Here is a 15,255-nt window from a genome sequence, read left to right as displayed (position 1 = left end):
GACGCCGAGGATTGTTCCCGTCTAATCTAACCTGGCATTCGATTGATACTGGAATTAGATCAATGTTCGAACTGACCCAACTGCGCTGCTTCACCACCGTGGCCACCGAACTGAATTTCCGCCGGGCGGCTGAACGGCTGAACATGACGCAGCCGCCCCTTAGCCGGCAGATCCAGTTGCTCGAGCATCACCTGGGCGTGGAGCTGTTTACCCGCACCACCCGCAGCGTCGCCCTGACCGCCGCCGGCCGGGCTTTTTTCATCGAGGCGCAGAACCTGCTCGAGCGTGCCCAGCAAGCGGCCGTCACCGCGCGACGCTTTGCCGAGGGCGATATCGGTACGGTCAATATCAGCTTCGTCGGCAGCGCGGTGTATGAGTTTTTACCCAAAGTGATTGCCGAGGCGCGCCTCAAGCAGCCCCACGTCAAGATCGACCTGTCCGAGATGAACACCTACCAGCAATACGAAGCTCTGCGCGCCCGACGCATCGACCTGGGCATCGTCCGCGCGCCGCTGCTGGAGCCCGGCTACGCCACTGAATGCCTGGTGCGCGAGCCGTTTGTGCTGGCGGTGCCGAGCAGCCATCGGCTGGCCCAGGCAGAGACCGTCAGCGTGCAAGACCTGGATGCGCAGCCGTTCCTGATGTACGCCCATTCCGCCTACCCGCCGTTCAACGAATTGCTCACCGGCCTGCTGCGCTCGGCCCGTGTCGCGCCGGAGTATGTGCAGTGGCTCGGCTCGTCCCTGACCATCCTCGCCCTGGTCAACGCCGGCATGGGCCTGGCCCTGGTGCCGCGTTGCGCCAGCAGCGTGGTGTTCAAGAATGTGGTGTTCCGCGATATCGACCTGGGCGAAGGCGCGCAGAGCGAGCTGCACCTGATCTGGCGCGAGCACAACGACAACCCGGCGTTCACCATGCTCCTGGAAGGTATCCGCAGCGCTGCGGGAGCGAGCTTGCTGGCGCCCCATTGACCCAATCCTGTTGAATACTTGCCTGATCCTCTGAACTTGTGGGCTATTGCATAGATGGCCCTTGCGCGCTGGTCTAGAGTTCGACGATGGGCGACCTGCGGTCGCACCTCTCTTATAAGAACTCTAAGAACTCAGCACCACCAACCGATGATCAGCAGGTGAGCCGCCATGGAATTACGTATTAACCAACAGGCCTATCAGGTCGATGCCGACGCCGACACGCCGTTGCTGTGGGTGATCCGCGACGACCTGGGCCTGACCGGCACCAAGTACGGCTGCGGCCTGGCCCAGTGCGGCGCGTGTTCGGTGCTGGTGGACGGCAACGTGGTGCGCTCGTGCGTCACGCCGGTGGCGGCGCTGGTCGGCCGCGAGATCACCACCATCGAGGCGATTGAAGCCGATGACGTGGGCAAGCGCGTGGTCGCGGCCTGGGTCGAGCGCCAGGTGGCGCAATGCGGTTACTGCCAGTCCGGGCAGGTGATGGCGGCCACGGCGCTGCTCAAGCACACCCCTGCACCGTCGAAAGAGCAGATCAACGCGGCCATGATCAACCTGTGCCGCTGCGGCACCTACAATGCCATCTACGCCGCCATGGATGACCTGGCCGCCGGCAAGGAGACCGCATGATGAAGACGTCCGAGATTCTGCCCGGCGTGACCCTGGACGCACCGATCAACCTGTCGCGTCGACGCTTTCTGGCGAGCACCGCCGTCGGTGCATTGGTCATCGGCTTCGGCCTGCCCCTCGGCGCTTCCAGGGTGCAGGCTGCCACGGGCAACGCCGCTGAACGCGGCACCCAGGTGCCGGCGTTCCTGGAGATTCGCCCGGACGGCAGCGTGCGCCTGCTCAGCCCCTTCATGGAAGGCGGCCAGGGCACGCACACCGCCATGGCGCAGATCATCGGCGAGGAGCTGGATGCCGACCCTGCAACCTTCGTGGTCGAAGCGGCACCGCCCGGTGAAGCCTACGTGGTGATGGAAAATGGCCTGCGCATCACCGGCGGCAGCATGTCGGTGCGCATGAGCTACCCGACCATGCGCCGCCTCGGCGCCCTCGCCCGCGCCATGTTGATGCAGGCTGGCGCCGAACAGCTCGGTGTGCCCGTGGCGCAACTGACCACGCAACCGGGCCGGGTGGTGCATGCCGCGTCGGGCCGCTCGCTGGGTTACGGCGAGTTGGCCGGCCGCGCCCTGGACATGCCCGTGCCCGACCCGGCCAGCATCACCCTGCGCGACCCGAGCCAGTTCCGCTGGATCGGCAAGCCGGTCAAACGCCTGGATGCCTATGACAAATCCACCGGCAAAGCGCAGTACAGCATCGACCTGAAAGTCGACGGCATGCTCCACGCCGCAGTGCAGCACGCACCGCGCCTGGGCATGACGGTGGGCAGCCTGCGCAACCAGGCCCAGGTCGAGGCCATGAAGGGCGTGCATTCGGTGCACACCTTGCCCGGCGCCGTGGCGGTGGTGGCCGAACGCTGGTGGCACGCCAAGCGGGCCGTGGAAGCGATCCAGGTGGAATGGCTCGAAGCTGCCGCCGACTCCACTGTGCGCGCAATGCCGGCGGACTTTTCCAGCGATAAATACCGCGACTTTCTCGCCGCCCAGCAAGGCCCGGCCCGCGACGACGAAAACCAGGGTGACGTGGCCGCCACGCTGGCCAACGCCAAGACCCGCGTCGACGCCACCTATCACAACCAATACCTCAACCACGCTCAGCTCGAGCCGCCCTCGGCGCTGGCGCGCTATAACCGCGACGGCACGCTGGAGGTGTGGCTGCCGAACCAGGCGCCGGATATGTTCCGCGCCGACATCGCCAAGCGCACCGGCCTGGCCGTTGAGCAAATCACCCTGCACTCGCCGCTGCTCGGCGGCTTTTTCGGGCGGCATTTTTTGTATGACTCGGCCAACCCCTACCCGCAGGCTATCGCCCTGGCCAAGGCTGTCGGCCGGCCGATCAAGCTGATCTGGAGTCGCGAGGAAGAGTTCGTGCGCGATGTGCTGCGCCCGGTGGCGGTGGTCAAGTTCCGCGCCGCGCTGGATGACAAGGGCCTGCCGCTGGCCATTGAAGCGGTGAGCGCCACCGAAGGCCCCACCGAAGCGATTGCCGGCAAGCAAGGCGATGCCCTCGACCCCACGGCCCTGGAAGGCCTGTCCGGCAAAAGTTATGCGATCCCCAACAAGCGCATCGCTCAGATTTACGTCAAGGGCCCGGCCATGCTCGGTTACTGGCGTTCGGTGGGCAATTCGTTGAACGACTTCTTCTATGAAGCGTTCCTCGATGAACTGGCCGACAAGGGCGGCCATGACCCGTACGAACTGCGCCTGCACCTGCTGCGCGACAATGCGCGGCTGACCACTCTGCTGCAAGCGGTGGGCGAGCTGTCCGGCGGCTGGAAGCGCGGGCCGTTCACCGCCGAAGACGGCAGCCGACGGGCGCGTGGCGTGGCCATGGCCTCACCGTTTGGCTCCCACGCGGCGGTGATCGCCGAAGTGTCGATCGACAACGGCCAGGTCAAGGTGCATGACATCTGGCAAGCCATCGACCCGGGCAGCATCGTCAACCCGGCGATCATTGAAGCCCAGGTCAACGGCGCCGTGGCCTTGGGCCTGTCGCAAACCTTGCTGGAGGAAGCGGTCTACGTGGACGGTAAGCCACGGGCGCGCAACTACGATTTGTACCCGATCCTGCCGCCCTCGCGGATGGCACGGGTACACGTGAAGATCGTCGAGAGCGGCGAAAAAATGGGCGGTATTGGCGAACCACCGTTGCCCGCCGTGGCGCCAGCAGTGGCCAACGCGGTGGCACAGTTGACCGGCCAGCGCATCCGCAGCTTGCCGTTGAGCCGCTACACCTTCAGTTAACCCACAGGGAACGCCCATGAACAACCGCCGATTCGCAAGAACCGCAGGCTGGCTGGCGCTGCCCTGCCTGGTCGTGGCAGGCCTGCTGGCCTGGTACGTCACCCGCGAGCCCGCCTCGCCGTTCGCAGAACAAAACACCGCCAGTGTCGACCCGGCACTGGTCAGTCGCGGCGAGTATGTCGCGCGTCTGAGCGACTGCGTGGCCTGTCACAGCCTGGCGGGCAAGGCGCCGTTTGCCGGTGGCCTGGAAATGGCCACGCCTCTGGGGGCGATTTATGCCACCAACATCACCCCCGACCGCGAGCATGGCATTGGCAACTACAGCCTTGCCGACTTCGACCGCGCCGTACGCCACGGCGTGGCGCCGGGTGGGCGGCGGCTGTACCCGGCGATGCCCTACCCGTCTTACGTAAAACTCAGCGACGACGACATCAAGGCGCTGTATGCGTTCTTCATGAAGGGCGTGCAGCCGGCCAACCAGCCGAACATTCCCAGTGATATTCCCTGGCCGCTGAACCTGCGCTGGCCCATCGCCCTGTGGAATGGTGTATTTGCGCCCACCGCCGCCTACGCCGCCAACCCGAGCCAGGATGCCCTGTGGAACCGTGGCGCTTACATCGTGCAAGGTCCTGGCCACTGCGGCAGTTGCCATACGCCGCGCGGCCTGGCCTTCAACGAGAAAGCCCTGGACCAATCCGGCGCGCCGTTCCTGGCCGGTGCGCTGCTCGACGGCTGGTACGCACCGAGCCTGCGCCAAGACCCCAACACTGGCCTGGGCCGCTGGAGCGAGGCGCAGATCGTGCAGTTCCTCAAGACCGGGCGCAACCAGCATGCGGTGGTCTACGGCTCGATGACCGAAGCGTTCAACAACTCCACACAGTTCATGGCTGACGACGACTTGGCCGCCATCGCCCGTTACCTCAAGTCCCTGCCCGGCGACCCGCAGCGCGATGGCACGCCTTGGCAGTATCAGGCCGTGGCCGCCGACGCGCGTGCGGATTCCCCCGGCGCCCACACCTACGCGACCCGCTGCGCCTCCTGCCATGGCCTGGACGGCAAGGGCCAGCCGGAGTGGATGCCGCCACTGGCCGGCGCCACCTCGGCACTGGCCAAGGAAAGCGCCTCGGCGATCAACATCACCCTCAACGGCTCGCAACGGGTGGTGGCCGCAGGCATACCGGATGCCTACCGTATGCCGGCGTTCCGTGAGCAATTGTCCGACCAGGACATCGCTCAGGTGCTGACCTACGTGCGCAGTACCTGGGGCAACCAGGGTGGCGCGGTGGACGCACAGGCAGTGGGCAAACTGCGCGGGCATACCGACCCGGCGAGCAGCAGCCCGATCATTTTGCATATGCGGTGAGGCTGGAACGCGGTCTCTTTGGTATAGGTGATCACATGTGGGAGGGGGCTTGCTCCCGATGGCGGCGAATCAGTTAAACATGCGTTTACTGACACACCCTCATCGGGGGCAAGCCCCCTCCCACATTTCCAATCCTGCTCGACTTGGCGAGGCTAGGCCTACTTGCTCTCGTCGCCCTTGCCTTCCTGCATCTGCACCGAAGACTTGCTGCCGCTGGTGTTGTCTTTGGTCGTGTTATCGGAGTTGTCGAAACAGCCGTGCAGCAGGAATACACTGCAAAAACCCAAGCACATAGACAGCTTTTTCATAAGATCTCCTGTTAAACCGATTCGTCAGCCTGTGCTGCATGTGGCCAGTTTCCGGACACGAACGTTCCCTGCACAGGCCGTGAGGCTGACGAATGGTTTGCCATTAATTAGCTAGCATTTACGTACGGCATATTTGGGCTAACCTTGACCCGTTAAAGCCTGTTAGCCGGTGATCCCATGGACACGTTGACCAAAGCGCAAATCGAGCACGCTCTTGCACAGCGACTGCGCAATTGCCGTGTTACCTGCACGATCAATCCAGACAGCAGCCTGTCAGTCACGGTGCTCGCGCCTGACGCCAATCAGTTCACCATCGCCAATATCAACCGCGCCCGCTACCACGGCGAGTCAGGTATCAACCGGCTCGTACGGGAAATCATGGAAGACATGGTGGTTTCCCGGAAAACCTCCCGTCTTTCCTCCGTGGGGTAAATACGCTTAAAAACAGAACGAGGCTTTCCATGCCGGATTCCACCGCTGCACCGTCGCAACGCTGCACCATCGATTACCTTCAAGACACACTGCTCGGCGTCAACCCGCTCTCCCATGCATGCATGGCGCGGATTACCCAGGCCGGCGAGCGCATCTCGCTGCACATCCCGGGGCCGTGGCCGAAGGAGCTGCCGAAGGCACATACCGTATCGATCAAGGTTGAGAACCGCACTTATCATGGCGTCCTCGTGGATGCCCAGGCATCGGGCACCGATGAGTTGGTGTTGAACATTCAACTTCAGCCGGAACGGCCGGGCGCAGCTGGTCATTAACCCCGTTCACCCGCCAACGCACGCTGGTGAAAATGCGCCAGCCACTTCAAGGCATGCAGCGTCGCATCCAGCTGCACCTGCTCACGGGAGCCCATGAAGCGCTCCTTTCGGCTGAAGATACTCAGCCGGTTTTCGATTCGATAAGCCCAGGCAAAACAAATGGTCCCAGCCGGAATGCCGTCCATGTCATCCGGGCCAAGCAGGCCGGTGGTGGCGACGGCAACCCCGGCCGGGCTGTCACGCAACGCGCCTTCGGCCATCTCGCGAGCGACTTCACAACTGGTGAGGTTGAAGGTATCGATCGTATACGCGCGTACGCCCAGCAAGCGCTGTTTGGCCTCGGGCGAGTACACGACATAACCACTTTCAATACATGACCCGCCGCCCCTGACCTCCGACAGCAGCGTGATGATCTTGCCTGCCGTACACGACTCGGCGCTGGTGAGGGTGAGCTGGTGTTGTTTCAGGTAATCAATAGTGGCTGCGGCTATATCCATGATGACAATTTCCCGTGTTCAAAAGGTTGCAAGGTAGTCGGCCAATGTCAGCGCACAGGCCTCAATTGCGCCGTCCACAATCAGCTCGTAGCCGTGGGTGTTTTCCGTTGGAATCGCCAGGCAACCGCCGCGCGCCGAGGTGCCGTTACTCATGACGGCACTGGCATCCGAGGCAAAATCCACCAGCAGCGCATATTGAGGCGCATAACCGCAGCGCTGTGCGGCGTCTGCCAGGCCGGTGACCACGGAACGTGTGTAATAGCCTTTGAGGTCACCGGTATTGATGATCGGATCGACGCTCAGGCGAGTGCCGTACTCGCTCATCACCGGGCCGACTTCCACTGCGATGGTGGTATCGCCCGGCAGCGTCTGCGCCGCATACATCGCCCCGGCGTTGCACTCTTCTTCCAGGGTGGTGAAGACAAAATACACATCGCACGTCAGCGCCTGTCGGCGTTGGTGCAGGCGCTGCACGCTATGAAGTACCGCAGCGATGGGCGCGCGGTCATCCAGGAAGTGCGCGGCAATCGCGTCACCCACCCGGAACGGCGCACGCCAATGGCGGCTCAGCGTGACGCGGCTGCCGGGGCGTACGCCGTAGTCACGCAAGGTCTCGACGGAGCAACGGGTGATCACATGCACGTCATTCCAGTGCACGTCCCCTGACAACACATCGGCACCCTGGGGCGCGTTGGCGGTGGCATGCATCGAACCAAAGGACAGCACCCCCGGAATGAATTGGTGATCACCGAGTATGTCCACCGGGCACATGCCGAAATTCACCGGGTTGGCACCGCCCAACGCGGTCACGCGCAACGTGCCGTCGGCGTCCACATGCTTGACCACCATGGCGATCTCATCCATATGCGCCATGACCCGCACCGCGCGGCGGGGCTCGCTATCGCCCTGCGCGCCTTTGACCAGGCCGATGACATTGCCGGCCGGGTCCACCCAGGTGTCGTCACACAGTAGCCGCAAATGCTCCAGGCAAATGGCGCGCACCTCATCCTCCTGGCCGCCAGGGCCACGGGCGAGCAACAGTTGGTGAAGCAACTGGGGGACATCGGGTCGGGCATCGTTTGGCTGGGGTTGCATCCGGGGGTCTCCATTCGCGCTATTGAACACTTATGAAAAATGACCCGACACGTCGAACGGTTGTTCCACAAATCTTCTTCGGCGTGCATCGAAATCCAGTTGAACGCCCACTTCGGCAGGCTTTCTAGATGTGTTCGAAAACCACCCATGGAGGGAGTCCCCGATGAACATCAACCGTCTGCAACCCGCCCTGCCTTCGCTGTGCCTGGCGATGTCGATGGCCGCGCTGACCGCCTGCGCCGGCAACGACTCAGCTTCCAACGTGGTCGCGCCCGGTGAGGCTAAATCACCCACCACGCGCACCCTCGACACCGGCGCCGCCCTGCTGCAATCGCGCCCGCCCATCGATGCGCTCAATGCCTACCTGGACGGCTTTCACTTCTACAACGGCCATCCCGACGTGCAAATGGAAGCCCATCACTATTGCGCGATTCTCAACGAGGAAGTGATCCAGTGCGTGATCTACGACGGCAACCGCAAGGACGCCAAGTTGATGGGCGTGGAGTACATCATCAGCGAGCAGCTGTTCAACAGCCTGCCTGCGCCCGAGAAGGCGTTGTGGCACAGCCATGTGCATGAGGTGAAGTCGGGCCAACTGGTAGCGCCTGGTATTCCTGCGGTGGCCGAACACGCCTTGATGGAAAAACTGGTGCATACCTACGGCAAGACCTGGCACACCTGGCACACCGACCTCAACAAGCGCCTGCCGCTGGGTGTTCCGCAATTGATGATGGGCTTTACCGCCGATGGCCAGGCCGATCCGAAGATGGTCGCCGAACGGGACCAGCGGCTGGGCGTCGACAGCGCCAGGAAAAAGCAGGAACGCGCCGACATCCCAGCTCCGGCCATCGCACCGGGTGCGGACGCCTGGCGCCATGGCAATATCATCCAGATTGAAGACCCCACCCAGGCCGCCCACCAGCACTGACAGCGGCAGCTGGTCATTTGGATTGAACGATTATTTGCCGGCGCTTGCCACATAGGAAAGGGGCGCATCAGCTGCCCCGCGCATGAGGAGTTCAACTATGTCTTACGACCATCAAGGCCCTGCCAGCGTCATTACCGCTTCCCGCCATCTGGGCACCGAAGACGATGAATGCCTGAACGAAAACGCCAATATAAAAATGACCAGCAGCGGCAAGCCCACCATCGTTCGCCTGGATTTCGATACCCCGCTGACCTGGCCCGGCAACCCCAACTTCGTCACCGTCAACGTGCCCGACGGCACGTCTGTCAGCGGTGTGATCGTGGCCTTGGAACGCCCGGCTGACGGGCCAGGTTGGGTCACCTTTACGGTGGACGATTGAGCCTGCGAGCAGGCCATCGCATTGTCCGACAACTTATTTGAATTATTTTTGACGTCAAATATCTGTACTTCATGAGCATAGGGAGTCCTCATGAAAAACAACGAGTTATTCACCATCAAGTATCAACTTCACGGCGAGCCCAGGTCGTTCATCGTGCGTGCAGCGCGCATGAATAACGCTGAAGCCTGGCATTGGGCCAGTTGCGATGCCGGCGTGGCGGTCATCCCCAGGTTCGGGCAAAACAACCTCAAGCGCGTCTCCAAGCCAATGGCGGAAAAATACGGCATTACGGATGTGCGCTGGTGCGGCGCGGCAGCGATTCAGTGGGCAGAGGGCATTACATCATGAACAGTCAGGTGCTGGATTACACAGCCAGGCAAACGTCGGACGACGAAGTCGCGCAGAACACCCAGATGTTCTACGAAGCGGACCGATTGGATGCCCAGGCCTATAAGATCATCGAACACTACAGCGGCGATGCCGCGACCTGGGCGCGCTTCACCGAGGCGAAGAAGCTGGCGGACGCGCAACGGACCGCCGCTTATCAAGAGTGGATGCGCATTCACCGCACCAGGAAAAGGTAGATCTTAACGGCAGGTCAGTTGAGGCTTCTTGTAGGAGCGAGGCGGGCGGCTAGCCCTTGCTCGCGAAGAACGTCCAGGCGACGCGTTCATTCTGGATAAGCGCGGGGAGCCTGAGTTCTTCGCGAGCAAGCTCGCTCCTACATGGTTATGAGGCATGCCCCTGAGTTATGAAGCATGCCCCTGAACATCAGGGGCATGCGTCTGTTCAGAGGATCGGTTTACCGCCCGTCACGCCGTAGCGCTCGCCAGAGATATAACTGCCCTCATCCGACGCCAGCAACACATAGATAGGCGCCACTTCCACCGGCTGGCCAGGACGCCCCAGCGGCGTGTTGCCACCGAAGCTCTCCACCATGTCGTCAGTCATCGTCGACACGATCAACGGCGTCCAGATCGGCCCCGGCGCCACGCTGTTCACGCGAATCCCGCGCTCACCCAGCATCTGTGCCAGGCCGGCGGTGAAGTTGGCGATTGCGCCCTTGGTGGCCGCATAAGGCAACAGCGACGGGTTGGGCATGTCGGAATTGACCGACGTCGTGTTGATGATCGAACTGCCCTCGGCCATGTGCGGCAGCGCCGCCTTGCAGATCCTGAACATAGCGGTGATGTTGATGTTGAAGGTCTTGACCCAGTCCTCGTCAGGAATGTCTTCCAGGGATTTGTAGGTCATCTGGAACGCGGCGTTGTTGACCAGCACGTCGATACGCCCGAACTCCTTCACCGTGTCGTTGACAATGGCTGTGCACTGCGCCGCGTCGCCCAGGTCACCGGGCAACAGCAGGCACTGGCGCCCCGCTGCCTCGACCCAGCGCTGGGTCTCCTTGGCGTCCTCATGCTCGTCCAGATAAGACACGGCAACGTCCGCACCTTCGCGGGCAAAGGCGATCGCCACCGCACGCCCGATGCCGCTGTCGGCGCCGGTAATCAAGGCAATCTTGTTGGCGAGCCGGCCCGAGCCTTTGTAGGTCTGCTCACCGCAATCGGGCAGCGGCTCCATCTTGCGCTGGTCGCCGGGTACAGGCTGCTGCTGTGGCTTGAAGGGTGGTTTTGGGTAGTTACTCATCGGATTCCCTCCTGTGTGTGGTTAGTGTTGCGAGGGTCGGCCGCGCCCGATAGTTCAGAGCAATTTTCAGGAAATCGGATGACCGTACCCGCACGGCTGCGCCGCTCGTCCGATGGAATAAACCTTTGCAAAGTACGCCTCTCAACCGAAGGGTGAACGCCCGTTGGGGTATCGAGTGGTGTCGAAGCGTTCTGTTACAGGTCGCTTTTCAGCTATATTCCGCTATTCGTTTATCCCTCATCCCGTTTCGAATTCTTGCCCTGCGCAGTTAACCAAGGTTGGTGTTTATGAAGTCTGCCCCCCCGCGGTCACCCAATGTCCCGCAACGCAAGGATCTGATCCCCAGCACCCTGAATTTTCCAGTGGTGGGTATCGGCGCGTCGGCGGGCGGGTTGCAGGCGGTCAAGGCATTTTTCGAACACATGCCCCAAGACTGCGGCATGGCTTTTGTGGTGATCCTGCACCTGTCCCCCGACCATCAAAGCGTGGCGGACAGGATCATCCAGGAGTCGACCCGGCTGCCGGTGCTGCAGGTCACCGAGACGACGCCCATCGAGAAGAACCGGGTGTACGTGATTTCGCCGGCGCAGCACTTGGCAATGAATGATGGCTACCTGGCCGTCTCACCGTCGGCGCGCGAAGGCGGCTCGCATATTGCCATCGACCTGTTCTTTCGCGACCTGGCAGATGCCCATAAAGAGCACGCGTTTTGCCTGGTATTGTCCGGCACCGGCTCGGACGGCGCGGTGGGGCTTTCGCGTATCAAGGAACAGGGCGGCGTCACCCTGGTGCAAACCCCGGAAGACGCGGAATTCGACGGCATGCCACTGGCGGCAATCGAAACCCAGATGGTCGACCTGGTGTTGCCCGTGGTGGAGATGCCGCAAAAATTGCTGGAGCTGTGGCGCAACGCCCGGTCCATCATCCTGCCCACCGCCAATGACCCCGAGATCAAGACCACGCCGCCGGCGACGGAACGTGACGCGGCGGTAGCCGAACAGTTGCTGCTGGATATCCTGATACAACTGCGGCTCAACACCGGCCACGACTTCAAGCACTACAAGCGCGCCACGGTACTGCGCCGCATCGAACGCCGTCTGCAGGTCACCGCCCAACCGGACCTGGCCAGCTATTACGAATATCTCCAGGCGCACCCAGAAGAAACCAAGGCATTGCTCGGCGACATGCTGATCGGCGTGACCAACTTTTTCCGTGACCGCGAGGCCTTCGAAGCGCTCGAGCGCGATGTGGTGCCCAACCTGGTGAAGTCACTGGAAGACAGCGTGCCCAAACGCGAAGAGGTGCGCATCTGGTCGGCCGGTTGTTCCACTGGCGAAGAAGCCTATAGCCTGGGCATGCTGGTCGCCGAACAACTGGCGGTAGATGGCAGCGATGCGAAAATGCAGGTGTTCGCCACCGATATCGACGAGCGCGCGATCAACCATGGGCGTAACGGCGTTTACCCGGAAGCGATCATTACCGACGTGCCGCCCTCACGCCTGCGCCAGCACTTTGCCAAGGAAAAAAACCAGCACTATCGGGTGCGCAAGGAGATCCGTGAAAAAGTCTTGTTCGCCAAGCACAGCCTGCTGAGCGACCCGCCCTTCTCGCAGATCGACCTGATCGTCTGTCGCAACCTGTTGATCTACCTGGACCGCGAGGTGCAGCGCGACATCCTGCAGATGTTCCACTTTGCGCTGCGCCCCGGCGGCTACCTGTTCCTGGGCTCCTCGGAGTCGGCCGACGGCTGCCTGGACCTGTTCGTGCCGGTGGACAAGCGCAACCGCATTTTCCGCGTGCGGGCCGGTTCAGCGGCCATGCGCCGCGCGCCCAGCATGCCGCGCGGTGGTTACCTGCGCCCCAGCGCCACGACCATCGCCGCCCAGGTCAAGGTACCGAACAAGGTCTCGTTCGCCGACATTCACCTGCGCGCTCTGGAGAAGGCCGCGCCGCCCAGTGTCATCGTGGATATACACGCCGACATCCTGCACATGAGTGAAGGCGCGGCGCGCTTCCTGCGCCATGTGGCCGGAGAGATGACGCGCAACCTGCTGGCCCTGGTGCACCCGGACCTGCGCCTGGACATTCGTACGACGCTGTTCCAGGCCCAGCAGTCGGGCCTTGCGGTGACGTCGCGCAAAGTGCGCATCGAGCGCGATCACGTGCCCTACGTGGTCGATGTCACCGCCCTGCCCTATCAGGACGATCTCACCGAGAGCGATTATGTCCTGGTGATTTTCCAGGAAACTGAAGTCGACCCCCGGCACGCCGAAGAAACCGCCATCAGCCAAGCCGAAAACCAGATGATGAGCAACCTGGAGCGCGAACTGCAGCGGACCAAGTTGCACCTGCAGGACACCATCGAGCAGGCCGAGGTCTCCAGCGAAGAACTCAAGGCGTCCAACGAAGAAATGCAGGCGGTCAACGAAGAGTTGCGCTCGGCCACCGAAGAGTTGGAAACCAGCAAGGAAGAGTTGCAGTCGATCAACGAAGAACTGTTGACGGTCAATTTCGAACTCAAGACCAAGGTTGAAGAGACCGACAAGGTCAATGACTACCTGACCAACCTGATCGCCTCCACCGATATCGCCACGGTCTTCGTCGACCGCAACATGCGCATTCGCTGGTTCACGCCACGGGCCACGGATATTTTCAGCATGCTGCCGGTGGACACCGGGCGCTCGTTGATGGACATCACCCACCGGCTCAACTACCCGGAAATGACCGAAGACGCCACCACAGTGTTCGAATCCTTGAGCATGATCGAACGCGAAATCAGCAGCAAGGACGACCGCTGGTACATCGCACGCCTGCTGCCGTACCGCTCCAGCGAAGACCATATCGATGGCACGGTGCTGACCTTTATCGATATCACCAAGCGGCGCCAGGCCGAAGAAGAACTGCGCCTGGGTGAAGAGCGCATGCGCCTGGTCGCGGACAGCACCCATGATTTTGCCATCATCATTCTGGATGACCATGGCGCCATCACCGACTGGAACACCGGCGCCGAGTTGATCTTCGGCTATACCAAGGACGAGGTGCTTGGCGCCTATTACGACTTGATCTTCTCCCCTGAAGACCGCACCGCCGGCATCCCCGAAAACGAGCTGCGCGCCGCCCGCGAACACGGGCGCGGCGAAGACGAACGCTGGCACGTACGCAAGGACGGCAGCCGGTTTTATTGCAGTGGCGAAGTCACCCTGCTGACCAGCAATAACCTGCAGGGCTACGTCAAGATCGCCCGTGACCTCACCGGCCATAAGCGCACCCAGGATGAGCAGAGTCAACGCTTGATGGAGACCCAGACCAACAGTCACCTCAAGGATGAGTTCTTCGCGGTGATGTCCCACGAACTCAAGCACCCGTTGAACCTGATTCAACTGAATGCCGAATTGCTGCGACGCCTGCCGGCGACCAAGGCCACCGGCCAGGCGGTCAAGGCCGTGAACACCATCTGCGAAGCGGTATCGAGCCAGGCGCGCATCATCGACGACCTGCTGGACGTGGCCAGGGTGCGCACCGGCAAGCTCAAGCTGAAGAAGCAACCGATCGACCTGATCCGCACGCTTGAGGATATCTACGCGGTGGTGCTCGCCGATGGCCATCGGTGCCAGGTGACCCTGCAAAAACCGACGACGCCGGCAGCCTTGTTCGTCGACGCCGACCCTACGCGCCTCGAACAGGTGATCTGGAACCTGGTCAACAATGCGCTGAAATTCACCCCCAGCGACGGCCGCGTGCAGTTGCTGGTCAGCCGTACCGAGGGGTACGCGCGGTTGGACGTGATCGACAGCGGCGCCGGGCTCGCCGAAGACAGCCTGGAGAAGATCTTCGACCTGTTCGGCCAGGCGGAAAACCAACACCAAACCCATCAGCGCGAAGGCCTGGGTATCGGCCTGTCCCTGGTCCGGCAACTGGTGGAAGCCCACGGTGGCACGGTCAGTGTTCAGTCCCCGGGGCTGGGCTTTGGCTGCACCTTCTCGATAGCGCTGCCGCTTTCCAGGCAACAGGACCGACTGCCCCCCGCTAACGCTGCGGACGCTTCGGATGAGCGCTTGACCGGGGTCAAAGTGTTGCTGGTGGACGACTCAGCCGATGTGCTGGAAGTGTTGAATATGCTGTTGGAGATGGAAGGTGCCGAGGTGAGTGCGTTCGATGACCCGCTCGCTGCACTGCAAGCGGCCGGCGACACGCCTTTCGACCTGATTGTCTCGGACATTGGCATGCCGAACATGAACGGCCATGAGCTGATGCAGCACTTGCGCCAGATCAGCCACCTCCAGCAGGTGCCCGCCATCGCGTTGACAGGTTACGGTGCCAGCAGTGACCAGAAGAAGGCCACCGACTCGGGCTTCAGCACCCACGTGAGCAAACCCGTGACCCATGATGCGTTGATCAGCTTGATCCAGAGCCTGTGCCGCGCACGGCGCTAGGCGCGG

At 62.1% G+C, this 15,255-nt stretch carries 15 protein-coding genes; 11 read left to right on the top strand and 4 right to left on the bottom strand.

Going from position 1 to position 15,255, the window contains the following annotated elements; translation table 11 throughout:
- Window positions 1–62: 62 nt before the first annotated feature.
- The 4 genes from C4J86_RS10600 to C4J86_RS10585 all read left to right on the top strand — a co-directional run bounded on the left by C4J86_RS10600 (window position 63) and on the right by C4J86_RS10585 (window position 5,198).
- Window positions 63–971 carry a LysR family transcriptional regulator gene (locus C4J86_RS10600; protein ID WP_124362365.1) on the top strand — a complete coding sequence of 303 codons (909 nt, stop codon included), beginning with the start codon at window positions 63–65 and terminating at the stop codon, window positions 969–971.
- 168 nt (window positions 972–1,139) lie between these two features.
- Window positions 1,140–1,598, top strand: a complete 459-nt coding sequence (locus tag C4J86_RS10595) for a (2Fe-2S)-binding protein (RefSeq protein ID WP_124370337.1) — start codon at window positions 1,140–1,142, stop codon at window positions 1,596–1,598.
- Window positions 1,598–3,835 carry a molybdopterin cofactor-binding domain-containing protein gene (locus C4J86_RS10590; protein ID WP_124372415.1) on the top strand — a complete coding sequence of 746 codons (2,238 nt, stop codon included), beginning with the start codon at window positions 1,598–1,600 and terminating at the stop codon, window positions 3,833–3,835. Before C4J86_RS10595 ends, C4J86_RS10590 begins: the two co-directional genes overlap by 1 nt.
- Window positions 3,836–3,851: 16 nt before the next feature.
- Window positions 3,852–5,198, top strand: coding sequence for a cytochrome c (locus C4J86_RS10585; RefSeq protein WP_124370336.1), 1,347 nt, complete (start codon window positions 3,852–3,854; stop codon window positions 5,196–5,198).
- A 158-nt stretch (window positions 5,199–5,356) separates the two neighbouring features.
- Here C4J86_RS10585 and C4J86_RS26835 read toward each other — a convergent pair whose 3' ends face one another.
- Complete coding sequence (locus C4J86_RS26835; RefSeq protein WP_164487530.1) at window positions 5,357–5,506, bottom strand: hypothetical protein; 150 nt, start codon at window positions 5,504–5,506, stop codon at window positions 5,357–5,359.
- A 177-nt stretch (window positions 5,507–5,683) separates the two neighbouring features.
- On the opposite strand from C4J86_RS26835, the gene C4J86_RS10580 reads away from it, so the two are divergent.
- Together C4J86_RS10580 and C4J86_RS10575 are read left to right on the top strand one after the other, a co-directional pair.
- Window positions 5,684–5,938: a hypothetical protein gene (locus C4J86_RS10580; RefSeq protein WP_124362361.1), complete on the top strand. Its 255-nt coding sequence runs from the start codon at window positions 5,684–5,686 to the stop codon at window positions 5,936–5,938.
- A 29-nt stretch (window positions 5,939–5,967) separates the two neighbouring features.
- Window positions 5,968–6,270 carry a hypothetical protein gene (locus tag C4J86_RS10575; RefSeq protein WP_124370335.1) on the top strand — a complete coding sequence of 101 codons (303 nt, stop codon included), beginning with the start codon at window positions 5,968–5,970 and terminating at the stop codon, window positions 6,268–6,270.
- Here the strand turns inward: C4J86_RS10575 and C4J86_RS10570 are convergent.
- Complete coding sequence (locus C4J86_RS10570) at window positions 6,267–6,767, bottom strand: CinA family protein (RefSeq protein ID WP_124366614.1); 501 nt, start codon at window positions 6,765–6,767, stop codon at window positions 6,267–6,269. The genes C4J86_RS10575 and C4J86_RS10570 overlap by 4 nt on opposite strands.
- Before the next feature lie 18 nt (window positions 6,768–6,785).
- Entirely contained in the window at window positions 6,786–7,862 is a 1,077-nt protein-coding gene (locus C4J86_RS10565) for a M42 family peptidase (RefSeq protein ID WP_124370334.1), read from the bottom strand.
- 163 nt (window positions 7,863–8,025) lie between these two features.
- Here C4J86_RS10565 and C4J86_RS10560 point away from each other — a divergent pair, with 163 nt between their 5' ends.
- The 4 genes from C4J86_RS10560 to C4J86_RS10545 all read left to right on the top strand — a co-directional run bounded on the left by C4J86_RS10560 (window position 8,026) and on the right by C4J86_RS10545 (window position 9,753).
- Complete coding sequence (locus C4J86_RS10560) at window positions 8,026–8,790, top strand: OBAP family protein (RefSeq protein ID WP_124370333.1); 765 nt, start codon at window positions 8,026–8,028, stop codon at window positions 8,788–8,790.
- Window positions 8,791–8,887: 97 nt separating this feature from the next.
- Window positions 8,888–9,169 (top strand): hypothetical protein, encoded by a 282-nt coding sequence (locus C4J86_RS10555; RefSeq protein ID WP_124362356.1) that lies wholly within the window; start codon window positions 8,888–8,890, stop codon window positions 9,167–9,169.
- Window positions 9,170–9,259: 90 nt separating this feature from the next.
- Window positions 9,260–9,517 (top strand): DUF6555 family protein, encoded by a 258-nt coding sequence (locus tag C4J86_RS10550; protein ID WP_124362355.1) that lies wholly within the window; start codon window positions 9,260–9,262, stop codon window positions 9,515–9,517.
- On the top strand, window positions 9,514–9,753 hold the full coding sequence (locus C4J86_RS10545; RefSeq protein ID WP_124370332.1) for a hypothetical protein: 240 nt from the start codon (window positions 9,514–9,516) through the stop codon (window positions 9,751–9,753). The genes C4J86_RS10550 and C4J86_RS10545 overlap by 4 nt, the downstream gene beginning before the upstream one ends.
- 205 nt (window positions 9,754–9,958) lie before the next feature.
- Here the strand turns inward: C4J86_RS10545 and C4J86_RS10540 are convergent, their stop codons facing one another.
- The gene (locus C4J86_RS10540) at window positions 9,959–10,816 is read right to left on the bottom strand and encodes an SDR family oxidoreductase (RefSeq protein WP_124370331.1); all 858 of its coding nucleotides are present in this window, start codon (window positions 10,814–10,816) and stop codon (window positions 9,959–9,961) included.
- 287 nt (window positions 10,817–11,103) lie between these two features.
- Here C4J86_RS10540 and C4J86_RS10535 point away from each other — a divergent pair, with 287 nt between their 5' ends.
- Window positions 11,104–15,249, top strand: a complete 4,146-nt coding sequence (locus C4J86_RS10535) for a CheR family methyltransferase (RefSeq protein ID WP_124370330.1) — start codon at window positions 11,104–11,106, stop codon at window positions 15,247–15,249.
- Window positions 15,250–15,255 lie beyond the last annotated feature (6 nt).

The sequence above is a fragment of the Pseudomonas sp. R2-7-07 genome, from assembly GCF_003852355.1.
Lineage (GTDB): Bacteria > Pseudomonadota > Gammaproteobacteria > Pseudomonadales > Pseudomonadaceae > Aquipseudomonas.
Note: the sequence above shows the minus strand (reverse complement) of the source record. Positions and strands in the feature narration are given on the sequence as shown.